Source organism: Vibrio alginolyticus NBRC 15630 = ATCC 17749 (assembly GCF_000354175.2).
Classification (GTDB): domain Bacteria; phylum Pseudomonadota; class Gammaproteobacteria; order Enterobacterales; family Vibrionaceae; genus Vibrio; species Vibrio alginolyticus.
Genome location: NC_022359.1, coordinates 1,382,334 through 1,407,000, shown reverse-complemented (window position 1 = coordinate 1,407,000; position 24,667 = coordinate 1,382,334). Strand labels below are relative to the sequence as shown.

The window sequence follows — 24,667 nt, the reverse complement described above, 5'->3', positions numbered from 1 at the left end:
GGTCGATGTCGTTGAATATTCGCATGTAGAACGTTTCCACAGCTACTTTAGATTAAAACATAGGCCTCTTTAACAGCGAACTGCTGTTGTCGACAATAGTGAACGAGCTAGCTTTAGAACGTTTTGACTGATACATAGACTTGTCTGCCGCTGTTAATAATTCATGTACATTCGACCCATGCTCAGGATAGAGTGCAATACCAATGCTAGCTCCGACGCATAACTCTTTACCTTTAAAATGAATTACTTTTTCTATTTCTTGGATATAGCGTAGTGCACATGCAGACAGAGACGTACCTGTTGTGTGTGAACGATGAATAATAATAAATTCATCTCCACCAAAGCGGCCTACCATGTCTGATTCGTCGATAATACTTGATAATCTACTAGCTACAGATTTTAACACTGCATCACCTGCCTCATGGCCATGGCTATCGTTAATATCCTTAAATAAATTTAAATCTATAAAAAACAAACTAAAACTATTCTCACTGCCTCTGAAATTACGCGTAAGCTGGATCAAATGTTTTTCTATTGCTCGACGATTGTAGATATTAGTTAAGGAGTCGTGCTCAGACAAAAATACCAAACTTTCTTTTTGACGATTTAGAACTGAAGTTTGATTCTCTACTTCTTCTTTAAGTTTTGATTTTGATATTGTTGTGTGGTTTAACAATGCCGCCATTTTATTGAAGTAACAAGACAGATTTTCAAATTCCGTGAATTGATTTTCTGAAGGGATTTTATAGTCAAAATTTGACCTGCTTAATTGTTTTATTCCATTTATAAACCTTTGAAAGCTTCTCTTGAACTTTATTTTTATATAAAAGCATAATAGCATAACAACCAGAGAGATAAAAATAATACCTGCTTGAGTGTAATAATTTAAATTTTGTAGTTTTGTAGACTTATTATTAAGTATTTTTTTATAAATATATATTATTTCATTATTCATATCCTGGGATACAATGTTTATTCTGGATTGTATGACAGGATTTGATTTATTATAATTTACGACTGAATCATAATGGCGATCTTTGTCTAGTAAATGATTATTTTCGTATTGAACTAAAAAATACAGTTCGAGATTCATTTTTTTTAGGTCTTTAGTAAGGTATAAAACATCTTCATTTTGAGATAATAATTCGTTTAATTTGTTATGAGAAATCATGAATTGTGTGAAATTGTTTTTTCCCCTATTTTGAGTGTAAGCCCAAAGATAACTACTTAATGACTCTAATGATATTTGTATGTCCATTATTTGGTTTAATTGTTTCTTGGCTTTATAATCTTCTATTTTTATGAAGCTTATGTATACTATAACGCTGATACATAGTATTACGCTTAGACTGAATAGTGATGCTAAATAGTGGTTTAACGAACGATGCATTTTAATCTAGACCATCAAAATATGAATTGATATAGTTTTCTTTAAATATTTTTCTGTAATTTGGAATCTGTCCTTCTACATAGTTTTGTTTTAATGCCCAATTAGCTTCTGATTGTAATGTAAATAATAAAGAATTCGTTAAATTTAATCGAAAGTTATAATCATCCCAACTCCAAGATATTTCTTCAACTGTTGTGTTAAGTTTTTGTGATAGTATTTTCATTGTTAAATGAGGGTTTTTATCCATCCAGTTAATTGAGTGATGAAGTGACTTTATTATTTTCATTACTTCTTGATCTGATTTTTCAATGTGTATTTCTTTTGATACAAGCAAAAAGTAAAGTTTATACACGCCAATAATTCCTATGTTCTTTACTTCTTCATTTATTCTATTCTTGGCCATAAATCCGTATGGCTCCCAAGTAGATATTGCATCGACGTTTCCTTGCATTAAATGATTTATAATAACCTGCGTTGTTGATGATATTTTTTCTACTTTTTCTAAATCAATGTCATTTACCTGTAGCAACAAGTCTAAGTAATATTCGCTAGCGCTCTTTTTTATTACACCAACCTTTTTTCCTGGTAATTTATCTATACTTTCTATGCCAGACCGCTTTTTAGTTAGCAGCTTAATATCATTCGTAGAAGATGCAAAAGAAGTGATTAATGCTAAATCTTTGTATTCAAAGCTTTTAAACATCAGTACGCTTTCAGAAAAAGTGGCGTAATTAACATGGTTTTCTAGAAGTAGGTTTGAACATTCGACCCCTCCAAAGCACATGATAAGTTCGACGTTTAAATCGTTTTCTTCAAACGCACCTATGTGCTCTGCAATGATAAAAGGGGCTGACAGAGGCGTCTTAGATATACCGATTGTTGTAGGTTTGTGGATAGCATTTGATACCGTTGTTAACTTTAAATAAGCAACTACTAATGCAGAAAGAACTAAAATTATGATAACTGTAGAAATCTGTTTTGTATCCATCAAAAACAACTCCCTTCATAATAGTAGTAATTAATCTATCAGTTAAATGAGTGTAGTTGCTTATTGGGTTGATGCTAGGAGAGGAGGGGATTTATTTGTATCGTGCCAAATTTATGAGTACCTAGGGGTAATTTCGGTAACTGGCTTAGATATAAAGAATTTATCTTGAGTTAGTTCAAGTTGTAGCAAATGACTGATTTCATAACATGATGATTTATGGAGAGATATCAACTTTTTAAGTTGAAAAATTGTACTCCATTTTTGCCATTTTTCTTTATCTCATACATTGCGTGATCGGCTTTTTGATACACTTCATTAAACGGTTGCTTTCCTTTGTTAAAGAGACAAACACCGATACTCATTCCTATCGTTACTTTATGTAAGTCTTGATTCATCGCTGGAATGATTGAATCTAAGAGTTGATTGCAAAGTTGGGATATTTCCTCTCGACTTGAATGCCAGTTTAAGATAACAAATTCATCGCCTCCTATGCGTCCAACTTGAGACTTGCTTGACGCAAGCTCTGTTAAGCTATTGGCGATATTGATGAGGAGGGTGTCGCCAGTATGATGGCCTAGCTGGTCGTTAACTGCTTTAAAATTATCTATATCAACAAACACTAAAGCAGACTGCTGAGACGGTTCGGTTTGAGGTTGATGATTAAAGTTTTCCTCAATTGCTTTTCTATTTAACAATCCAGTCAATGGATCACTCGAAGCCAACTTGGCCAGTTGCTGCTCATAACGCTTTTCTTTTGTAATATCGATATGAGTACCCATCATCCGTAGTGGTTCGCCATCAGAACCATACTCGACGATGCGCCCTCGATCGTAGACCCAGCTATCACTGCCGTCTTTATGAATCATGCGATGCACTACCTCATAAAGGTCGGTCTTGCCTGCTAGGTGATCTTCAAATGCACCCACCGCAAGATCATAATCTTCAGGGTGGAGATTGTTTTTCCACGTTTCAACCGTCGCGGTTAACTCATGGGGCTGATAACCTAGCATTTTTCCCCACTGCATATTGAATATCGTCAAAGTACCTGAAGGAATATGCTGCTCCCACAAACACAGTCCATTACTGTCGAGTGCAGCATTCAACTTTTCTTGTAGTCGCGCATTCTTCCGCTTCAGCTCTTCATTTTCTTTTTCTAAGCAGGCAATTCGAGTTAGATATTCTTCCATTTTGCGCATAATTTACGTCGTTTTCGGAGCGACAATATACGAAAAATACTTTGCAATTTCTATGATTGAGCTTGGAGATATAAATATTGAATATGCGGTAAATAATAAAGAATCGGTGATGTTACTTAAGAGCAGTAAAGTAAATGCTTGGAAAACAAAGAAGGAAATAGGGGGTAAGCGAGGGGCTCTCCTGGTGCAAAGTCTTAAATGGAGGCCTTTGCACCGGGACTACTGAGGGTTAGCGGTTTAGTGCACCACAACGCTCAGGTTGGTATGTGATATCGACAATTTCAATTGTCTTCACTTGATTATTTGGCATTGGCCAGTCAAGTTTTTGGCCGACAGACAAACCGATCAGTGCGCTGCCTACGGGTGCAAAAATAGAGATATCATCACTGCTTTTCAGTTCAGAAGGGTAAACCAGTGTCTTTGTCATGGTTCTATCTTCACCTGAAAATTTAAACTCTACAGTCGAGTTCATCGTGACCACGTTATCTGGCATTTGTTCTGGCTCAAGAACTGTTGCTCGGTCGAGCTCTGCTTCTAATTCCACAAGCTCCGCTGCGATGTTTGGCATTTTATCCAACAAAGCCGTGATTCGGTTCATATCTAAGCTTGAGATGTAGATAGAATTGTTTTCTGACATTTTATGACTCCCAAATAAAAGGCCGCCTCACAAAAATGGGACGGCACTCTATATGTCAATTACGGTATCAATCATATGGACGCTATTCCATATGAACTAAACCCGATTTTAGTCTTTATAGTGCGACTTAGCTAGTAAAAAATTTTTGTTGTGAAGCTTGATTTTTCTAAATCTTTCAATCACTTCAGATATTGTTCTCTGATCACCTTGAAACGGTGAAGTCAAGTGAGTGCGTCGTTTAGAAGCAAAACAGGATTTATCGTAGGTGTGCTCGGTTTCGATGGTCAGTCTTACTTCATAAAGCAAAACGGTATAGTCCGTTGCTAGCATGGCTTCGGTTATCTCAGTTTGTTAAAACTACCAATATCCGTTAATAAATTACTTTTTATTTCGCAATAGTCAGATAAATACGTTCATCTACCCCTTTAGGGTAGTTTGAAATTGTAATTGATTTACATCATGTATTAATTTTCTTTCACAATTAACAATGAGCTCAGTGATAAGAACCTAACCCTTAGGAATTATAATGAGCAAGTTGAAGCTAGTAGTCATCGGTAACGGTATGGTAGGGCACCGTTATATTGAAGACTTAGTCGAGAAAGCTGATATGTCTAATATAGACATTACGGTTTTCTGTGAAGAACCTCGTGTCGCATACGACCGTGTGCACCTTTCCTCTTACTTTTCTCACCATACTGCAGATGAACTTTCTTTAGTAAAAGAAGGCTTCTACGAGAAACACGGTATTAACATGCTGATCGGCGAACGCGCGATTAACATCAACCGTGAAAACCGCATTGTTTACTCAAGCACTGGCCGTGAAGTTCAATACGACAAGCTGATTCTTGCTACTGGCTCATTCCCATTTGTTCCACCTATCAAAGGTCACGAAAGCAAAGACTGTTTTGTTTACCGTACTATCGAAGATCTTAAAGCGATCGAAGCGTGTGCGAAGAAGAGCAAATCAGGCGTTGTTGTCGGTGGTGGTCTGCTAGGCCTTGAAGCAGCAGGCGCACTGAAAGCACTGGGTGTAGAAACGCACGTTGTTGAGTTCGCGCCAAAACTAATGGCTGAGCAACTTGACCTGGCTGGTGGTAACCAGCTTCGTCAAAAGATCGAGCGTATGGGCGTGAACGTTCACACCAGCAAAAATACGCTTGAGATTGCGGCAGAAGGCACAAACGCACGCAATGTTATGCGTTTTGCTGACGGTTCAGAGCTAGAAACAGACTTCATCGTATTCTCTGCAGGTATTCGTCCACAAGACAAACTAGCACGTCAAATGGAGCTAGAAGTGGCACCTCGTGGCGGTGTTGCTATTAACGACCATTGTCAGACTTCTGATGAGAACATCTACGCTATCGGTGAATGTGCGTCTTGGAACGAAATGTTCTACGGCCTTGTTGCTCCTGGTTACAAGATGGCGACAGTTGCTGTTGATCACCTACTAGGTAACACAGAAAGCAAATTCGAAGGCGCTGACATGTCTGCGAAGCTGAAACTTCTAGGTGTAAAAGTAGGTTCAATCGGTGACGCGAACGGTCGTACTGAAGGTTGTAAGAGTTACGTTTACCAGAACGAAGAACAAGAAGTCTACAAACGTCTTATCGTTTCTAAAGACAACAAGAAACTGCTTGGCGCGGTTATGGTTGGCGATACGTCTGACTACGGCGACCTGCTTCAACTTATGTTGAACGAAATCGACCTACCAGAACACCCAGATGCGTTGATCCTTCCTGCACACGCAGACGCTGAGAAACCAGCACTAGGTGCAGATGCTCTACCAGAAAGTGCAGTGATCTGCTCTTGTTTCGACGTAACCAAAGGCAAGATCGCACAAGCGGTTGCTGATGGTCACCACACATTGGGCGACATCAAAGCCGTGACGGGCGCGGGTACAGGCTGTGGTGGTTGTATTCCCCTAGTGACGTCTGTTCTAAATGCTGAGCTTGCTAAATCTGGTATCGAAGTGAAGAACGACGTGTGTGAGCACTTTGCATACTCACGCCAAGAGCTGTTCCACCTAATCCGTATTGAAGAGATCAAAACGTTTGATGAGCTTCTAGAGAAATACGGTAAAGGTTACGGCTGTGAAGTTTGTAAACCACTGGCTGGTTCTATCTTGGCTTCTTGCTGGGGTGAGCACATCCTTAAGCCACAACTGGTTAAGCTGCACGACACGAACGATAACTTCCTAGGTAACATCCAAAAAGACGGTACTTACTCTGTTATCCCACGTATGGCGGGTGGTGAAGTAACACCTCAAGCACTGAGTGCACTAGCGAACGTCGCAGCAGAATACAACCTATACACCAAAGTAACCGGTGCTCAACGTATTGGTCTGTTTGGTGCTCAAAAAGACGATCTTCCAGAGATCTGGCGCAAGCTTATCGACGCTGGTTTCGAAACAGGTCAAGCGTACGCAAAAGCACTTCGTATGGCGAAGACATGTGTGGGCTCTACTTGGTGTCGTTACGGTGTTCAAGACTCTGTTGGTCTAGGTTCTTACATCGAGAACCGTTACAAAGGCATTCGTACACCTCATAAGATGAAGTTCGGTGTTTCTGGCTGTACTCGTGAGTGTGCGGAAGCACAAGGTAAAGACCTTGGTATTATCGCGACTGACGCAGGTTGGAACATGTACGTATGTGGTAACGGTGGTATGAAACCTCGTCACGCAGACCTACTTGCAAGTGACCTAGATAAAGAAACGCTAATCAAGTACATCGACCGCTTCATGATGTTCTACATCCGTACTGCTGCGCCACTACAACGCACATCAGTTTGGATGGAAAACATGGAAGGTGGCGTTGACTACCTACGCGAAGTGATTGTTGAAGACAAACTTGGCATCAACGCTCAACTAGAAGCAGACGTAGCGAAGCTTGTCGACGAGTACGAGTGTGAGTGGACTGCGACCATCAACGACGAATCACAACTGACTCGTTTCGCGCACTTCATCAACTCTGACAAGCGCGATGAAAACGTCGTGTTTGTACAAGAGCGTGAACAGCACCGCCCAGCAACCTTCACGGAAAAACACCCTGAAGCGAAAGGCGACATCCTACACGTAGCGATCACTGAAGCATAAGGGAAGGTTGATTATGTCATTTGAAAAGATTTGCCAAATAAGCGACATCGTACCGGGCACGGGTGTTTGTGCACTGGTTGATGGTCAGCAAGTTGCGGTATTCCGCCCAACACAAGCAGAAGAAGTGCTGGCGATCAGCAACACAGACCCGTTCTTCCAATCAAACGTGCTTTCTCGCGGTTTGATCTGTGAGCACCAAGGCGAGCTTTGGGTGGCTAGCCCACTTAAGAAGCAACGCTTTAACCTGACAACAGGTGCGTGCATGGAAGACGAGCGTTTTAGCGTGAAAGCGTACAAAACCCGCGTAACAAACGGCGAAGTAGAAATCTCTGCGTAAGCTTGGTTTTCATTCCCTCCTCTTAGGGGAGGGAATGAACTGAAACCTAGATTTAATAGACAAAGGCTTTCCAAGCATCAACTCAGGGGAACAGGGAAGCGAGGTGTTGTAGACAGCGTTCAGGTGTCAACGGGAAGCCTTTCTCTATTAAATCTTTAACTTTTTAACTTTTTAACTTTCAATTTTGGATAAGGACACATTCATGTCTACTGATTTTAAGCCTGCAGAATTCGTGCAAACCATGATCAATGTTGGTGAAGCGAAAACCAATACAAGCACGCGAGATCTTCTGCTTCGCGGTACGATGGCTGGCGTTATTCTTTCGCTTGCGGTGGTGGTTGCTATTACCGCGATTGTACAAACGGGTATCGGTCTTGTAGGAGCACTTGTTTTCCCCGTTGGTTTCGTAATTCTAAGTGTGATGGGGTATGACCTAGTAACCGGTGTTTTTGGTCTAGCGCCTCTGGCTAAGTTTGCTAACCGTCCGGGCATCACTTGGGGTCGTATCTTCCGTTGTTGGGGGCTTGTAGGCTTGGGTAACCTTATCGGTTCTCTGATCGTTGCTTACCTAGTGGCTATCTCTCTAACAGGTAACTTCTCTCTAGAACTGAATGCAGTAGCGAAGAAATTTGTCGCTGTTTCTACCGCGCGTAGCCTTGGTTTTGAAAACATGGGTATGGACGGATGGATCACGTGTTTCGTACGCGGCATCTTCTGTAACCTAATGGTATGTCTAGGCGTTATCGGCAACATGACAGCACGTTCAGTATCTGGTCGCGTAGCAATGATGTGGTTCCCAATCTTCATCTTCTTCGCTCTAGTATTCGAGCACACAGTAGTAAACATGTTCCTATTCCCACTAGGTATGATTCTAGGTGCGGATTTTGGTATCGCGACTTGGTTGAACTTCAACCTTATCCCAACCATCCTAGGTAACATTGTTGGTGGTCTAGTAATGACTTGTATTCCACTGTACCTAACTCACGCTAAAACTGCGCCTTCTATCAATGCTGAAGAAGAAGTAAAAGCGCAACCTGCAATGGCTAAATAACCATTAACGGGTAATTCGCTTAATATGGTCCCGCTTCTGGATGGGCGGGACTATTCTCTAACTAGATTTCAATTTTTAACTTTCACTTTCGCGACATATTTTATTGATTTAGCTATAAAAAGTAATAACTCCTTAGAGTGGTTTTAGCCCTAAGTGCATAACGCGAGTGTTACTCTTTATATCTAAATTTTTCGATAGGCGTTGATATGACTACTGCTCACTCATCTTTAAACAGCGGCTTTGTTTCTCTTGTTGGTGCAGGTCCAGGTGATCCTGATTTGCTCACAGTAAAAGGCTTAAAAGCCATTCAAGCGGCTGAAGTTGTTGTATACGACCGTTTGGTGTCGAAAGACATTCTAGAATTGGCTCATGCATCAGCAGAGATGATCTACGTAGGTAAAAAATTAGACTTTCACTGTGTGCCTCAAGATCAAATCAACCAAATCTTGGTGCAGAAAGCACAAGAAGGTAAGCGTGTTGTGCGTCTGAAGGGCGGTGACTCATTTATCTTTGGCCGTGGCGGTGAAGAGTTAGAAGAACTAGCGGAATTTGGTATCAAATACGAAGTGGTTCCGGGTATCACAGCAGCAGCGGGTGCAACGGCTTATGCTGGTATTCCATTAACACACCGCGACCATGCGCAAAGCGTTCAATTCATCACTGGTCACGTACAAAAAGATGGTCGTGAGATTGAGTGGCATTCACTCGCGCAATCCAACAACACGCTTGTGTTCTACATGGGTTTGAAGCAAAGCGGCCACATTATGGATAAGCTGATCACTCACGGCTTAGATCCTGAGATGTCATGCGCCATTATTGAAAACGGTACGCGCCCGGAGCAGCGCGTGTTCCAAGGAAAGTTGAACGAGTTATCGAGCATGGCAGAGCAAGCTGTGAGCCCAGCATTGATTGTGGTTGGTAGCGTTACTCAGCTGCACAACAAATTGGATTGGTTCGCAAAGTAATACTGCCCAGAAGTGACTATATTTTACAGGGGCTTTGTTGCCTCTGCATTTCTTGCTTACGCATAGGCATTTGATCAATGAGGTTGTTGATAAACGGCCAGTCTGTTTCTGCGCCCCAACGGTGCTTTTCTAGACCATCTTTACCAAGCAAAATAGCAGTATGAGAACCTTTTTCGACCGCATAAAGACGAGCTAGCATTTTTAGGTCGAACTCTTCTTTAAGCCAAGCAGGAAAAGTATAACCTTGTTCTGTAATGACCAGTGTGACGACATCTCTGTCTTCCAACTCACACTCATTCATAAGTGTTTCTAGCAAGAATTGTTTGACGTATTCATCATTTTCCGGCGCAAAGTAGAGCACACTTCTATGTGGCCAGTATTTGGAGTGCGCTGGATAACCAAATGCTGTCGATGACAAGATACAAGAAAGCAGTATCACTAGTAACTTTCCGCCCATGACAGTTCCCCTAGAAACCCAAATAACTTTTTATACGTTAAGTTTAGTGGAATTGGCTCATTGTGCTTTTTCCAAAACTGACATAGGGTAGGCAGCAAATAAATTGAGCGTAGAAATAGATGAGTTCGGAAAGCAAACAAAAAATCGCCATTTTGGTTGATGTACAGAATGTGTATTACACCTGTCGCGAAGCGTATCGAAGCAATTTTGATTACAACCAGTTTTGGTATGTCGCCACACAAGGGAAAGAGGTGGTAAGTGCTCGTGCTTATGCCATCGCGAGTAACGATCCAAAACAACGTCAGTTTCATCACATTTTACGCGGTGTTGGATTTGAGGTGATGCTTAAACCCTACATCCAGCGTCGTGATGGCAGCTCGAAAGGCGATTGGGATGTGGGTATTACTCTCGATGCAATTGAAATTGCTCCCGAAGTTGAGGAAGTGATTCTAGTTTCGGGAGATGGAGACTTTAGTCTGCTAGTAGAGAGAATTCAGCAGCGCTTCAATAAAACGGTGACCGTTTATGGTGTACCTAAACTTACATCTCAAACTCTGATTGATTGTGCCGACAATTTTGTCGCGATTGATGACGATTTCTTGCTGTAGTTAATAGTGCAATAAAGAAAGGCGAGTCACTCAGGCTGTACGAAAACGTACAATGACTCGCCTCTAATTTATCGTTGATTTGGCTAGTTACGAAGGAATGATCATTTGCCCTAGCAAGTAACCCAAGCAACATGCACCAATCACGCCGATTAAGCCCACAGACATGAATGAGTGGTTGAAGTACCACTTACCAATCTTAGTTGTGCCCGAGGTATCGAAGTTCACAGTCGCGATATCTGAAGGGTAGTTGGGAATAAAGAAGTAGCCATATACCGCTGGCATCAAGCCGATAAGCAGCGCAGGTTCCAAACCTAAGCCGAGACCAACAGGCAGCATCATGCGAGCCGTTGCAGCTTGAGAGTTCACCACAACCGACACAATGAATAACGCAAGCGCGAATGTCCAAGGATAGTTGGTTACCATCTCTACGATGCCAGATTTAAATTGAGGCATAGCGTACTGAAAGTAGGTATCTGACATCCATGCAATACCGAAGATAGCAATCGCCGCCACCATACCAGATTTAAATACCACCCCATTTGGTACGTCACGCGGGTCAGTTTTGGTCGCAAGCAAAATGATACCGCCGAAGCAGAGCATCATCATTTGAATCACAACTGCCATGCTGATTGGCTTCGAGCCATCTACGATGGTACGAATGTCTGGCCACATCGCGATAACGACGATAACCAAGATAGAAGCAATGAACAGCAATACAGAGTTACGAGCACTTGTTGGTAGTACTTCATCAAGAGACGTTGCAGTTGTGTTGAGGATCTTTTCGCGCCACACAGGATCTTTCAAACGCTCTTGGTATTCTTTATCGTCGTCTAGCTCTTTACCACGCTTTAGGCTGTAAAGTGACATCAACAACGTACCGAATAAGGTTGCAGGCACAGTAACGAGCAAAATTGAGAGCAGAGTGATCTCGTGTTGAATATCAGAGAGTTGCGCCAAGTAGTAAACTACGGCCGCTGAAATTGGCGAGGCTGTGATTGCGATTTGAGACGCGACAGAAGCGGCAGCCATAGGACGCTCTGGACGAATGCCGTTTTTAAGCGCAACGTCGCCAATGATTGGCATGATAGAGTAAACCGCGTGACCTGTACCAAGTAGGAAGGTCATAAAGTAAGTCACGAACGGAGCAATAAGGGTGACGCGTTTTGGGTTCTTACGAAGCACACGCTCGGCAACTTGCAGCATGTATTTCAAACCGCCGGCGGCTTCAAGAATGGAAGCACATGTTACCACCGCTAAAATGATCAACATAACGGTGACAGGAGGAGAGGTTGGCGGCATCTTAAAGATGAAGACTTCAATCACCAAGCCAATTCCGGATACGACCCCAAGGCCGATACCACCATAACGTGAGCCGATATACAGCATCACGAGCAAAAATAGAAACTCAAGATACAACATGTGGATTTCCTTATTCAAAACAGAGGGCTACATAGCCAAATTACCTCTTTGTATTGTCTCGATATTCAGAAAGAAAATACTTCATGTTGTTCACAATCCGCTGGATAAGAAACAGCAATATTCAATTATTGGCAATAACTCACGCTACACAGGGAAACTGTTAACACAGTTTTATCAGGGTGTTTTTATGCTGTGTATTTTTGCGATCATGTGAGCGTTAAATGCGAAGAGGTTTAAGAGTTTGTTGCTATTCATCGCATACGTAACCAGACCTTACAGCTTCACAGAACTCGGAAATACATTCATAACTAACCCTAAGAGTGCTTCTTTGTTATGAAAACGCAAAGGATAATAGTTTGCATTACGATTGGTGCTTGGGTATAAAGGTGTCAGAATGACTACACCAACAATAAGCCATCATGTCTGAGCAATTTTTCCCGCAACTGTTTCAAACTTCGAGTGAGATTACACCTTACCTACACGGTGATATCGGCGAGATAGGGCAAGAAGCTATCCATATCGAGAATGATATCAACCCGATCATCCAAGGCCTTTACCAGCAAATCTCGGAGGCTCATCCGGAAGCGGGAAAAGCATATTGGTTGACAAGAACGTGGGATTTACTTTGTTGGCAGCCAGTTTATGTCGCATTCATCTCTATTTACGGTTACCACACGTTGCCAAACATTCGCGAGATAGCGCAGCACCTCAAACCTTGTTTTGTTTCTGGGTACCGATTCGCCGACGAAGCGCATATACATGGCGAGCCAGAAGCGTTGATAAAAGAGGCGGGGCGTCAAATCCGAGAACTGTTCGACTTCTATCAACAAGAGATGAGTCAATGGACACGCATTCGTCCTGGCTTCACCCATCAATTGATGTCGGACGGAATCATGGCTTGTTTAATTCGTCTCCAACAGCGCTTTCCGCAAATGACTAACTCGACACTTCAGGAGCATGCGGTCTTGTGGCTAAGCGCAATGGGTTTGGATGTTGATAATAGCCGCTCACTTCATGAGACGGGATCTGATCAGCCGCTAAAGTTAGTAAGAAAAAGTTGTTGTTTAGTCTATAAGTGTGAAGGCAGAAAGCTTTGTGCAGATTGTCCTCGTTTAGAGGAAAATCGACAACTTATGAGCAAGAAGGTTCTTAATTAACATTTATTTAACTTGTGTAACAGTGCTCGATTTGAGAGTGAGAATAAGTATCATTGCATGCTCTTGTTGACAACAAAAAGATAAATACAATGATGAAAAGGACGTTTTCTTTCAATCTCATCGTACTTGCGATGAGCAGTGGATACGCAGTTAGCTCAATAGCAGCAGAAGATCTTCAACAAACATCGACTCCGAGCGATGAGCAATTGGTTGTTGTAGGCAGTGTGATGCCGAAATCGATCTCCGATATTCCAGGAACGGTTTGGTTTGTTGGCCAAGAAGAGATTGCTCAGCAATATCGTGCGGGCAAGACACTGGGTGATATTCTATCTGCAACCATCCCTTCTTTAGACGTCGGCACCGGTGGTCGAACTAATTATGGTCAGAACCTTCGCGGTAGAGCAATGTTGGTAATGATTGATGGTGTCTCGTTACAGTCTTCTCGCCCGATTAGTCGTCAGTTAGACGCAATAGACCCATTCAACATCGAGCGAATTGAAGTACTATCTGGTGCAACCTCCATTTATGGTGCAGGCGCTACTGGTGGTGTTATTAACATTATCACCAAGAAAGCGTACTCGGATGACTTGTCGTTTGAATCCTACGTGAGTGGCACTACAGGCTTTAATAGCAGCGATGACTTTGATTACAAACTCGCTCAGTCTATCTCGGGTGGTAATGAGCGAATTACCGCTAGAGGTTCGGTTGTGTACACCGAGACACAAGGTGCATTTGACGCAAATGGCGACATTGTCACCCCAGACATTTCACAGGGCTCCTTGCAGTATAATTCAACGCTCGATGTTATGGGATCGACCGAGATTCAAATCTCCGATGCCGGCAAGTTAAACCTTGTCGCACAATACTATGACAGCCAGCAAGATTCGCCATACGGTTTGTACATTGTTAACAATAAATTTGTAGATGTACGAGAGGGGTTCGATTCCGACCGTGAACATGGTACAGAGCGAGTTTTCTTAAGTGCGAACTACGCTCACGACAGCGTATTCGGTCATCAACTGATAGGCGAGTTATCTTACCGTAGTGAAGACCAAACCTTTACTCCTTATTACCAAAGTGCCTCTCAACAAAAAACAGAAGTTTTTGCTGGGCGCTTAGCGTTAGCTAAAAGCTGGGAGTCATTCAAACTTGTTTATGGTGTCGATGCGTACTTAGACCGTTTTGAAAGTAACCAGGCTCTGTTCGATCCAACCATTGCGAACAGCTCTGGGAACTTAATTAATCGAACCTATGCCGAAGTGGGGCGTTACCCAGATGTTGATGTGGCGTCTTACGCAATATTTGTCCAAGGGGATTACCAAATCAATCAAGATTGGTCAGTACAAGCAGGCTACCGCTACCAATACATGGACAATAAGATTGATGATTTTGTTGCCTATAGTATACAAAAGAAGATCGCATCGGGTAATGGTGTATCAGCGGATGCGGTACCAGGTGGCAGCACTGACTACTCTGTGAGCTTATTTAATTTGGGCACTATTTATCAGCTTAACGATGAATCTCAGCTTTGGGCGAACTTCTCTCAAGGTTTCGAACTCGCTGATCCTGCAAAGTACTACGGCCAAGGTAGCTACGATGCCGCGGATGCAAATGGTCACTACGCGTTGAACAATAGCATTAATGTATCTGACTCAAAAATGTCGGGCATCAAAACGGACAGCTATGAAATTGGTTACCGATTAGATACGGATACTGTCGCACTGCAAGCGGCGGGTTACTACTCGGTTTCGGATAACTCAATCAAGTATGACAAGAAGACGCTCCTAATCACCAATGTTGATGACGAGCAACGTGTATACGGTGCCGAAGCAAACATTAACTACTGGGTAAACCGTGATATTTTGTTAGGTGCATCAGGTCACTATGTGGTTTCTGAGCTGAAAACCAACGGTAAGTGGGAAGATCTAAGCGCGGGTAAAGCAAGTACATCAAAAGCGAACGCGTGGGCGGCTTACTATCAGGATGGCTATTCAGTACGTTTACAAAGCCAGACGATGTTTGATTACGAAGATGACGCAAACAATAAACTAGATGGATACACTACGTTTGATCTTCTTGGTAACGTAACACTACCTATCGGGCAGTTAGGTTTTGGTATTCAAAACCTATTTGACGAAGACTACACAACCGCTTGGGGACAACGTGCGCAGATTCTTTATGCAGCACACTACGATGCTGCAGCGTACGACTACAAAGGAAGAGGTCGCACATTCACACTGAACTACAGTGTCGAATACTAAAGCTAACTATCTCCGAATATCAAAAAAGCCGCTTGAAGCGGCTTTTCTTTTAGGCTTGATCTGTCTGCGCTGTGTCTACAACGTTTTCCGTGTGTTCTGAAGCTTGGTTTTGTTCTTCAGCTTCCATTTTCGCGCGTTCAGCTTTGGAGATATAACGCGGCTTATTGCTCTTATGTAGCTTAGCATTATGCTTCTTCTGCTTCGCTTTCAAGATCTGATTGATTTTCTTCTTGCGGTTCATGGTGGTGGTCCTTTAATTTAGCGAGGCAGGATAGTTACTTTTTTATCAAGTTACAACTAAATAAGCGCCGGTATCGGTCGCAAAATTCAAGTACGTTCCTATGTCCAATCATCTATCGCGTTTTAATGGAGCCCAAATGAAAACACTGTACACCGAACGTTTGATACTGCGTCTTGTGAGTGTAGATGATGCACCATTTATACTAGAACTTTATAACCACCCAGACTTCTACCGTTTTGTCGGAGACAAACAAATTCGTACCGAATATGAAGCGGCGCGTTACATAAAAGAAAACATGCTACGCATGCAACAAATTAAAGGCGTGAGTTTACTCGTTGTAGAGAAGAAAGAAGATGGGCAACCCATCGGGATTTGTGGGTTGGTTAAACGTGACACATTACAACACTATGATCTCGGATATGGATTTTTACCTTCCGCTTATGGCTACGGCTACGGAACGGAGTCTGCAACCGCAGTGCTGGAATACGCTAGAGAGGAAATGAAACTCGATAATTTGGTTGCCATCACCAACAATGACAATATTCGTAGTATAAGTTTGCTCAAAAAACTGGGCTTTGAGTTTGAACGAGTTGAGCAGCAATATGATAATGGCCGCACGTTAGAACTTTACACAATGATGTTGTGATTTTTGGATAGCGCATGAGCGATATTTTACTTGGCAAACTCGCCACTGAATTTAAGACAGTAAAAGCCATGGTAGAGGTTTACTGTCATGACCATCATGGAACAAAACGTGACTTATGCTCAGAATGTCGTGAGCTGCTTGAATACGCAGAAGTGCGCCTCGACCGCTGTCCTTATGGAGAGAATAAACCGACGTGTAATAAATGTCCGATTCACTGCTACAAACCAGAGCCGAAAGAACAAATGCGTTTGGTCATGCGTTACTCTGGCCCCAGAATGTTACTGAAACATCCCATCTTGGCGGTTCGTCATTTGCTTCATGAAAAGCGAATGGTACCGGAAAAGCCTGCAGCGAACGCGTCAAACCGTCACAAGCGTTTATCTAAACAAAAATGCGAAGAATAAAAAAACGAGGGCGACATGCCCTCGTTTTCGTTGAGTAGAAGCGGCGTGGTTAGAGGCCAGCGGCCATACGCTGCTTGGTTTTGCTCGCAGCAAGTAGCATGTATACGCCCGTCGCAACCAAAGCGGCAAACAAGTAGCCTAGCAAGCCGTGTTCTTGGCCCATAAATTTATCAGCGACAACAGGACCAGCAACAGAGCCGATGCTGTAGCTAAACAGCATGACTTGTGTCGCAGAGACAATAAAGCGTTCATCAAGTCCTTCGCAACCTAAGTTGATTGCAATCGGGTACAAGGCAAAAGTAGCTGCACCTAAAAAGAATAATGCAGCAGCCAATACCACGGCTGACGAGGAAATAAACGTCATACCGATCGAAAAAATACCCAAAATACAGAAAAACGCCATTAGCACTGTGCGGCTCATGTATTTGTTTAACGCGGTCACCATTGGTTGAACTAGCATGCCACCTAGAATCACTAGCGCCATCAATGTACCAATGTCTTGATGGCTAATTTTACGGTTAGTTAACTCAACTGGCATTAATCCGTAGATCGCACCTAAGGTCAAACCTGAAACAACACAACCAATAATTGCTGCATGGTTTAGTTTGGCAATTTGCTTAAATGATAAAGCGGTTGATTCATGGCTGTTTGGCTGCTCACACTCAATGAACATTAGCACCAGCATCGCCATTAGGATCAACGTCGTGATCGCAATAAACGGAACGCCGCCACTTACGCCAAGCACGCCAATACCAAACTGGCCTAATGCTGAACCACCATAAAGCGATAGCATGTACAAGCTCAAACGTCTCGCACGCGATGCTTCGTCTCCAGACATTAGCCAAGATTCAACAATGACAAAAACACCAGCAACCGCGATACCCGCAATAAAGCGAGCGGCAAGCCACATCAATCCGTTAGCAAACACGGGTAGTGTGACGATAGTTAGCGAAAATACGGCCAAGCAACCAATAAACGCGTTACGGTGACCAACTTGACGTACGATACGTTCAATAAAAATAGCACCGGTTAATAAGCCGCCATAAAACACACTCGCCAACCAACTCGCGTAATCTGCTGAGATGTTGTATTCACCGAGCATGAGAGGGATCAAGCTCATTAAATAGCCCGAAGCCACCGCATAAAGAGACAGTGCGACGACTGGAACTGTAACTCGTGGTGATGCTGCAGGAACGACTGTGTTTTCCACTGTTTTGCGCCTATAAGTTAAATGAAATCTAAGGGTTATTCGGCGCGAATATGAGGCTAATAGTTAGGCAAGTAAAATGATAAATTTAAGTCGTTTCGACAAATAATATTTGTTAACTAGATAGGTTGATAAGTTGCATAAAAACGCCAACCTACAAACAAGGTTGGCGTGGAAGATTATTTAGTAAGTGCTTGATTTAACCATTGATCGAATTGAGTTTTAGGTAACGCACCATTGATCATATCAACGCGTTGACCATTCTTGAAAACCATAATGGTAGGAATACTGCGAATACCAAATTGCGCCGCAAGTTGTTGTTGAGCTTCGGTATCAATCTTAACAAAACGAGCCGTTCCGGCTTGCTCATGAGCAACATCAGAGAAAACAGGAGCAAAACCAACGCACGGGTTGCACCATGGGGCCCAAAAATCTACTACAACAGGCATATCACTTTGTAATAGAGCAGAAAAGTTATCTTGTGTACCTTCGATAGGCGAGCCGTCTAAAAGTGCACTTTTACATTTACCGCAAGTTGCAGATTCGGCAACGCGCTCATTAGGGACACGATTTAGACCGCCGCACGAAGGGCAGCGAGTTTTAAACGATGACATGACTTCTTCCTTTATTACGTATTGATGAAAACATGACTTACCAGTCAGCCTCATTATTTGTATACTTATTTTTTAACCTGCCGAAATAACGCAGCGCAGGTTTGTATTTGAGCCTAAGGTTCTAAGAAATTTTATTAAAATACAACAATAAATAGGTCTGCGATGACAAATTACTACGCTGAAATTACAGGTTGGGGGAAATGTGTTCCGCCAGCCGTGCTCTCTAACGATGATCTTAGCACTTTCCTCGATACTTCCGATGAGTGGATTCGTACCCGCACTGGTATCGAAAACCGCCGTATTAGTCATGTAAACACGTCAGACATGGCGACCGTTGCTGCTAAACATGCATTAGCTCGAGCAGGCGTCGATGCAACAGACGTGGATTTAATCATTGTGGCGACTTGTTCACCAGATTCATTGATTCCAAATATCGCGTCTAAGGTACAGCAGAACCTAGGTATTCGTGCAGCCGCTGCCTTTGACTTAAATGCCGCATGTACGGGATTTGTCTATGGCCTAGAAACGGGCACACGTTTGATTCAATCAGGTAACTATCGTAACGCGATCATTATTGGTGCGGAAAGATTGTCTTTCTACATCGATTGGGCAATGCGAGATACCGCTGTTCTATTTGGTGATGGTGCGGGCGCCGTTGTGTTATCAAGAACGGAAAAAGAAACGGGTTTACTACAGTCTCAAATCGGTTGTGACGCAAAAGGCCGCGATATTCTGTCCGTACCAAAGTTTGGTACTTGTATGGATCGCTTTGCGGAAGACAACGGTTACTGGGATTTCAACTTTGTAGGACAAGAAATTTTCAAACGTGCAGTAAAAGGCATGGGGCTAGCTGCGAAAACCGTACTGAAAGCATCACAGTTAACGACGGAACAAATCGATGTTGTGATTCCGCATCAAGCGAATATTCGTATTATTCAAACCTTGTGTGACCTGTCTGGAATTCCACACGACAAAGCGTTTGTTAACATTCAAAACTATGGCAATACTTCAGCTGCGACGGTGCCAATTGCATTGTGTGAAGCGGTAGAGCAAGGTCGAGTTAACCCAGGTGATAATATGCTTCTTGCTGCATTTGGTGCAGGTTTGACATGGGGTGCGGCAGTATTGAAATGGGGTGACCGCGTAACGCCAATTGGCGAAAGTGATGCGGTTCTGCCTGAATGTGAGCAATCCGCGTTAGAATTACTTGAGCGTGCCATTAAGCTGTGTAACGAACGCCGTCGCGACGAGGTGTAACGGACACTTTGCAAACATAAAATGAGTAAGGGAGCGCGAGGCTCCCTTATTTGATGATGTGTTCTACAGCTACCTGTAAAATATCTTACGACATAAAACCCAGGTTTGAATGAGTAAAATTACGGATGTTCGGGAACACGTATTCCAGTGCCGCGTTATCACTCACGCCCATCCACTGTGCTAGTGTTGAACCAACTTGATCAGCGGCAATTTTGGGTATGAGTCGGCCTTGAGAGTAATCATCGTTTCCGCCCAGTATTAGTTCCGGCCATGTACCGATAGGTTGTTTCCCATTTACCGCGCCTCCAATTAATAGTTGATGGCCACCCCAGCCATGATCGGTACCATTTCCGTTGCTCATCATCCGTCGACCGAAGTCAGACATAGTGAAAGAGGTGACTTGCTTGTTTAGCCCTAACCGTTCGACCGCACGATACATTGCTAAAAGGTTTGTCGCGAGATCCTCAAGTAACACTGGATGACGTGCCAGTTGCGAATCGTGTAGGTCATACCCAGAGTGTTTAACGAAAAAGACTTGTCGTTGCTGCTTCAATACATCTTGGCTTGCTATCAATTTGTACACGGTTTGCATCTGCTTGCCGAGCGTCGATGACGTAAACAGCGGCTCGTCAGCAATGTGGTTGAGTTGCTCGCTCAGGACACTACTCATTACCATCGACTCATCAACCATCAAATTAAAATGACCATTAAATGGATTGTCAGCTTGATGAGAGAGAAGGCGATCATAGATCCCCTTGTATAGCGGGTTATCAATCGCGGTAAGCTGAACTGCGCGATCTTTTTTCAGGACGGTTTGGCGGTGTTCCATTGCCCGTAACCAAAGCGAGTTGCCATGCACACTGTATAGCGGTGTTATTTCTGATTCAGAGTTTAATACATCCAACATTCTGCCAGCCCAACCAAGATTTTTAGACTCGCTCATTCCACCAAGTAACCAAGCGTCTGTTTGAGAATTATGAGAAAACAGTTGCTCGGGTAGTGATGCTTCACCTTGCTCAATAGCTTGTTTGGTGACGGGATGGTTGAGAATGCCACTATTGAGCACGATGCTGGCATCGCCTTGTTCGAAAACGGAAGTTAACGCATTTAACTTGGGGTGTAAGCCGAGCTTCACTGGGTGATTTGAGCTATCGACAGCACTCAAATTGATAGGGAGTATGTCTTCTTTGGCGACAGAGAGTGGCCCTCTGACTTTGGAATATTGATGATAGTGCGCCTCCGATAATGGCAGTACGGTGTTGAATGCATCGTTTCCGCCTGCTAAATACACACATATTAATGCTCGAAAGTCATTGGATGGCGCTGCGAGAGAGTAACCTGGCAGACTAAGAGAGGCTAGTGCGCCCATCGATAGCGTGCTTTGTATAAAATGTCGTCGTGAAATATCCATAATTCACTCCTAATCCTGAATATAGAATTCGTCGCCAGAAATGGCGGTAAATATCACTAGAGCGAGTTTTGTTGTTGGCACATAGTCCCCACGATAATCATTCAGGGCGGTGAGCATGAGCTCTTTCAATTCAGCAGAAGCCGTTCCAGCAAAGAAACGCAAGTTAACCAATTCGACTAAGGCACGGTGATCGTCCAGAAGAAGATAAAACTCGTTAAGATCGAAGTGGTAGGAATCACCACCTCCTCTACGAGTGCTGGTTAACATATAGTTGACCAAATCGGTATAAACAGACCAATTGAGAAGTTCATACTCTGGAGAGTTAATACCAGACTCCGTAAACTCGTTAGACGGCTGATAGTCTGGAGAGTAAAAATTAAACACGGAAGGAGAACGAAGCGGCCCTTGATTAGCGATGTTCATCATCGTTGTTGCGTCTTCGTAACGTGATCCTTTAACCGTAAAACCTGATGCTCGATGAAAATTAGTCAGGACCAGTATCGGTTCTTTCACTTTTATAGGCGGGGTATCCGTCATCCCTAATGCTTCAGGGTCGAGCAATATGGCTCGAACAACGGCGGTTAGATCGCCTTTTTCTCCTTCCCCATTGTTGTTAAATATCGTAGCAACACGCGCGACGTACTCTGGGCTTGGATTTGAACTGACCAAACGTTGGATAAGTAACTTTGAAACAAATGGAGCAACATTTGGGTGAGACATCAACATATCAATCACTTTTGAAAGCTCTTCTTGTGCGGTTAGACCCGATGGGATCACGTTCCCTAGAAATCGCTTCTCGCCGGTGTCGTGTCTTTGACTGATAACTCGCATCGGTTTCACGAATGCGATGTCGGAATTTTTCCATCCAGTTAATGCTCGCGCGAGCTCTTGAATATCAGTTTGATTGTACGTGGGGATAGGTTTGCCTGTTGCGTGGTTCAGCTTTTTACTGCCATCTAAATTGAGTTCATACAAACCGATAGTGAATAACTGCATTAACTCTCGAGCAAAGTTCTCATCGGGAAGCGTTCCTGTCGCACTATTTTCTTTTGCACTACCGAGCATAGACAAATAGCTCCCCATGACTGGATGGATGGAAACGTCATACAACAGGTCTCGGTAGTTGCCAAACGCATGCTCAACCAACAGATCGTAGTAATTCACTAACCCTGTAGGTTTGCTGGAAAGAACGCCGCCATAACGAGACACGACTACGATCTGACTCAATGCATAAGCCGTTCGCTGCCTAAGCTGATCTTCAGCAGTAACAACAATCTGATACCAAGCATTTTCTCGGTTTGACTGTAGGCCTTTAGAAAAAGGCGTTTGATAAAGTGGTTGATGGTAGGTTGCTGGCAGGTTGATTTGTTTCTGTATCCAATCCTCAAACCCGTTTTCCCTAACCTCATTAATTAACGCAGGTGTTGGTCCAAAAGAGGTTTGATAGAGAAAACGCGCAACGGTTTGATCGGATGGGGATTGCTGTATTTCTGCTGATACATTAGACACATGGCTCAGCAATAAGATAGCCAATCCTAGTACCCAAGCAGAGATTTTATTTAGCTTCTGACGTCTCATAGTTAACTCGCTTACCCGAAGTAACGATTTAAGTCCATTTAACGGGAGTTATTAAGCTCTTTTGAGCTGTTTAGTAAATTTATGAAAATCAAGCAGCTGCATAGGCGAGTATAGTAGCTATAAGTGGTGAACAAAAAACTCAAACGATGAATTTGGTACTATAGTACTAGAAGTTTTTGATGCTATTTTTTCTAAGATACTGATATTAAATATGGCCAATGAAGAGTAATAAGCAGAGGTATCGCAATGGATATAGAAGGGGGACAGCTAAAGTACTGTTAACAAGAGATTGGTATGTTTGTTAAGGCTTAAGTTAGTTTCAAGAAATTATTGAGCCAATAAATAAAGTCCATTGGTTTGCACAAGAGAAAACCACACGGATGTTCTCTTGTACAAAGCAACAAAGGTTATTTTCGGGCAAGCTTATGGTGAGCACGAGAAAAGTGATCGGCACAAAATGCGCCCACGATCGAGAGTTCGCCAGCCAGACAAAGCGCAGCTGCGACTTCGGCTAACGCTTTCGCATTGCCGTTGCCGTGCAAACCCAAAATATCCAAACATGCTTTTTGCGTTGGAAGGCCAGTACCACCACCAACCGTCCCCACCATGATGTTTGGCAAGGTCACGCACGCGTACAAGTTGCCTTGAGCGTCCACATCCATACGAGTGATTCCAATGGCAGACTCTGCAACGCAAGCGGCATCTTGACCACAAGCAATGTACAGCGCGGCAAGCGCGTTTGCGTAATGCGCGTTGACGCCAATTGTCCCGCTGAGTAAACCGCCCACTGTGGTCATTTTGCCAAATTGAACCATAGACTCCGGCGTCGTATGCAGATATTTTTCCACCAACTCAGCAGGAATGGTCACTTCGGCGGATACTTTCTTACCGCGTACCGAGCGCAGTGTGTGCGCGTTTGGTTTTTTGTCGCCTGATAAGTTGCCATCCAAGAATGCTTGAGTTGGTTTGATTGGGCTGGTCGCCAAAATATGATGGAACACTTCGTTTGTTGCGATGGTCACCATGTTTTGTCCGGAAGCGTCACCAGTCACGTATTCAAAGACCAAATAAACGTGGTTTCCTTCGATATTTACATTGATGTCTTTGAGTTTGCCATGTGAGGTGGTGGATTCCGCAATTTGACGAAATACGTCAAACTGGGTCACAACCCAACTGACGAACTGGCCGGCGTCAGCAAGGTGATTAAAGGCGAATACTGGTGTTCGGCTCACCCCTTCACTTAGTAACAATGCGCTCGCGCCACCAGCGGCGGTGATAAGATTTGCGCCACGGTTGTAGGAAGCGACTAACGCGGCTTCTGTCGTTGCGAGCGGAACCAAAAAGTCATCGTTCGCATACAAACCGTTGACGCGCAAAGGGCCTGCGATGCCGACCGGCACATTGACAGTACCAATGAAGTGCTCGATGTTGTTGGAGTAAGCGTCGCAATGTGACTGTGTGAAAGGATCAAGAAGATGATCTTTATTGGTCATTTGTTCCAATACTTGCCAACGGCGCGCCAAATGCTTATCCGATAGGCCAGGGCTTAAGCAGAGACGTTTCTCTGGCTTGTGAAACTTCGGTTCTAATGCCGATTGAATCTTACTGCTGGTTTCGATATCGGAAAGGGCGGAGCTTTGAACAGGGTTATCTTGGTTTAACTTCGGCATACAAACGTTAACTGAAAAATCGAACCAGAGATTGTAGTGATTGGGGCTTTGATTACAACGTTGATTATACGTTTTGCAACAA

Annotated in this window: 22 protein-coding genes; 10 read left to right on the top strand and 12 right to left on the bottom strand. The window is 43.3% G+C overall.

The features are described from left to right. Nucleotides 1-52: 52 nt before the first annotated feature. The 4 genes from N646_RS21545 to rnk form a co-directional block, all read right to left on the bottom strand. Nucleotides 53-1,258 (bottom strand): GGDEF domain-containing protein, encoded by a 1,206-nt coding sequence (locus tag N646_RS21545; RefSeq protein WP_226977227.1) that lies wholly within the window; start codon nucleotides 1,256-1,258, stop codon nucleotides 53-55. Nucleotides 1,259-1,391: 133 nt separating this feature from the next. Continuing rightward, nucleotides 1,392-2,378, bottom strand: a complete 987-nt coding sequence (locus N646_RS21540) for an ABC transporter substrate-binding protein (RefSeq protein ID WP_005376042.1) — start codon at nucleotides 2,376-2,378, stop codon at nucleotides 1,392-1,394. Nucleotides 2,379-2,605: 227 nt separating this feature from the next. Further along, a complete protein-coding gene (locus tag N646_RS21535) occupies nucleotides 2,606-3,565 on the bottom strand; it encodes a GGDEF domain-containing protein (RefSeq protein WP_031777243.1) in 960 nt (319 codons plus the stop codon). Between the two features lie 238 nt (nucleotides 3,566-3,803). Further along, nucleotides 3,804-4,211, bottom strand: coding sequence for a nucleoside diphosphate kinase regulator (rnk, locus tag N646_RS21525; protein ID WP_005390213.1), 408 nt, complete (start codon nucleotides 4,209-4,211; stop codon nucleotides 3,804-3,806). A gap of 526 nt (nucleotides 4,212-4,737) precedes the next feature. Between rnk and nirB the strand changes: the two genes are divergently transcribed. From nirB to cobA, 4 genes are all read left to right on the top strand, one after another. Continuing rightward, nucleotides 4,738-7,302, top strand: a complete 2,565-nt coding sequence (gene nirB, locus N646_RS21520; RefSeq protein WP_017820189.1) for a nitrite reductase large subunit NirB — start codon at nucleotides 4,738-4,740, stop codon at nucleotides 7,300-7,302. A 13-nt stretch (nucleotides 7,303-7,315) separates the two neighbouring features. Then, the gene (gene nirD, locus N646_RS21515) at nucleotides 7,316-7,639 is read left to right on the top strand and encodes a nitrite reductase small subunit NirD (RefSeq protein ID WP_005387969.1); all 324 of its coding nucleotides are present in this window, start codon (nucleotides 7,316-7,318) and stop codon (nucleotides 7,637-7,639) included. A gap of 202 nt (nucleotides 7,640-7,841) precedes the next feature. Then, a complete protein-coding gene (locus N646_RS21510; protein ID WP_005387971.1) occupies nucleotides 7,842-8,690 on the top strand; it encodes a formate/nitrite transporter family protein in 849 nt (282 codons plus the stop codon). Nucleotides 8,691-8,896: 206 nt separating this feature from the next. After that, complete coding sequence (gene cobA, locus N646_RS21505; RefSeq protein ID WP_017820188.1) at nucleotides 8,897-9,655, top strand: uroporphyrinogen-III C-methyltransferase; 759 nt, start codon at nucleotides 8,897-8,899, stop codon at nucleotides 9,653-9,655. Between the two features lie 16 nt (nucleotides 9,656-9,671). Here the strand turns inward: cobA and N646_RS21500 are convergent, their stop codons facing one another. Further along, nucleotides 9,672-10,112, bottom strand: a complete 441-nt coding sequence (locus N646_RS21500) for a DUF4174 domain-containing protein (RefSeq protein WP_017820187.1) — start codon at nucleotides 10,110-10,112, stop codon at nucleotides 9,672-9,674. A 119-nt stretch (nucleotides 10,113-10,231) separates the two neighbouring features. On the opposite strand from N646_RS21500, the gene N646_RS21495 reads away from it, so the two are divergent. Continuing rightward, nucleotides 10,232-10,720 carry a LabA-like NYN domain-containing protein gene (locus N646_RS21495; RefSeq protein ID WP_005387978.1) on the top strand — a complete coding sequence of 163 codons (489 nt, stop codon included), beginning with the start codon at nucleotides 10,232-10,234 and terminating at the stop codon, nucleotides 10,718-10,720. Between the two features lie 87 nt (nucleotides 10,721-10,807). On the opposite strand, the gene N646_RS21490 is transcribed toward N646_RS21495, so the two are convergent. Beyond that, nucleotides 10,808-12,139 carry an anaerobic C4-dicarboxylate transporter gene (locus N646_RS21490; protein WP_017820186.1) on the bottom strand — a complete coding sequence of 444 codons (1,332 nt, stop codon included), beginning with the start codon at nucleotides 12,137-12,139 and terminating at the stop codon, nucleotides 10,808-10,810. 419 nt (nucleotides 12,140-12,558) lie between these two features. On the opposite strand from N646_RS21490, the gene N646_RS21480 reads away from it, so the two are divergent. Both N646_RS21480 and N646_RS21475 read left to right on the top strand, forming a co-directional pair. Then, nucleotides 12,559-13,296, top strand: coding sequence for a siderophore ferric iron reductase (locus N646_RS21480; RefSeq protein ID WP_017820185.1), 738 nt, complete (start codon nucleotides 12,559-12,561; stop codon nucleotides 13,294-13,296). Between the two features lie 89 nt (nucleotides 13,297-13,385). Then, nucleotides 13,386-15,557: a TonB-dependent receptor gene (locus N646_RS21475; protein ID WP_017820184.1), complete on the top strand. Its 2,172-nt coding sequence runs from the start codon at nucleotides 13,386-13,388 to the stop codon at nucleotides 15,555-15,557. Between the two features lie 49 nt (nucleotides 15,558-15,606). Here the strand turns inward: N646_RS21475 and N646_RS21470 are convergent, their stop codons facing one another. After that, on the bottom strand, nucleotides 15,607-15,798 hold the full coding sequence (locus N646_RS21470; RefSeq protein WP_005376066.1) for a DUF2986 domain-containing protein: 192 nt from the start codon (nucleotides 15,796-15,798) through the stop codon (nucleotides 15,607-15,609). Between the two features lie 136 nt (nucleotides 15,799-15,934). Here N646_RS21470 and N646_RS21465 point away from each other — a divergent pair, with 136 nt between their 5' ends. Both N646_RS21465 and N646_RS21460 read left to right on the top strand, forming a co-directional pair. Then, on the top strand, nucleotides 15,935-16,444 hold the full coding sequence (locus N646_RS21465; protein WP_005387984.1) for a GNAT family N-acetyltransferase: 510 nt from the start codon (nucleotides 15,935-15,937) through the stop codon (nucleotides 16,442-16,444). A 14-nt stretch (nucleotides 16,445-16,458) separates the two neighbouring features. Further along, a complete protein-coding gene (locus tag N646_RS21460; RefSeq protein WP_005387988.1) occupies nucleotides 16,459-16,848 on the top strand; it encodes a nitrous oxide-stimulated promoter family protein in 390 nt (129 codons plus the stop codon). A 49-nt stretch (nucleotides 16,849-16,897) separates the two neighbouring features. On the opposite strand, the gene N646_RS21455 is transcribed toward N646_RS21460, so the two are convergent. Both N646_RS21455 and trxC read right to left on the bottom strand, forming a co-directional pair. Continuing rightward, complete coding sequence (locus N646_RS21455) at nucleotides 16,898-18,058, bottom strand: MFS transporter (protein WP_017634647.1); 1,161 nt, start codon at nucleotides 18,056-18,058, stop codon at nucleotides 16,898-16,900. A 176-nt stretch (nucleotides 18,059-18,234) separates the two neighbouring features. Further along, complete coding sequence (trxC, locus tag N646_RS21450; RefSeq protein ID WP_005376074.1) at nucleotides 18,235-18,669, bottom strand: thioredoxin TrxC; 435 nt, start codon at nucleotides 18,667-18,669, stop codon at nucleotides 18,235-18,237. Nucleotides 18,670-18,831: 162 nt separating this feature from the next. On the opposite strand from trxC, the gene N646_RS21445 reads away from it, so the two are divergent. Beyond that, nucleotides 18,832-19,926, top strand: a complete 1,095-nt coding sequence (locus tag N646_RS21445; protein WP_005387993.1) for a ketoacyl-ACP synthase III — start codon at nucleotides 18,832-18,834, stop codon at nucleotides 19,924-19,926. Nucleotides 19,927-20,011: 85 nt separating this feature from the next. Here N646_RS21445 and N646_RS21440 read toward each other — a convergent pair whose 3' ends face one another. The 3 genes from N646_RS21440 to N646_RS21430 form a co-directional block, all read right to left on the bottom strand. Next, complete coding sequence (locus tag N646_RS21440; protein WP_017820183.1) at nucleotides 20,012-21,337, bottom strand: DUF1501 domain-containing protein; 1,326 nt, start codon at nucleotides 21,335-21,337, stop codon at nucleotides 20,012-20,014. 9 nt (nucleotides 21,338-21,346) lie between these two features. Beyond that, nucleotides 21,347-22,915, bottom strand: a complete 1,569-nt coding sequence (locus N646_RS21435; protein ID WP_017820182.1) for a DUF1800 domain-containing protein — start codon at nucleotides 22,913-22,915, stop codon at nucleotides 21,347-21,349. Nucleotides 22,916-23,322: 407 nt separating this feature from the next. Then, complete coding sequence (locus N646_RS21430; RefSeq protein ID WP_017820181.1) at nucleotides 23,323-24,585, bottom strand: hydroxymethylglutaryl-CoA reductase; 1,263 nt, start codon at nucleotides 24,583-24,585, stop codon at nucleotides 23,323-23,325. Nucleotides 24,586-24,667 lie beyond the last annotated feature (82 nt).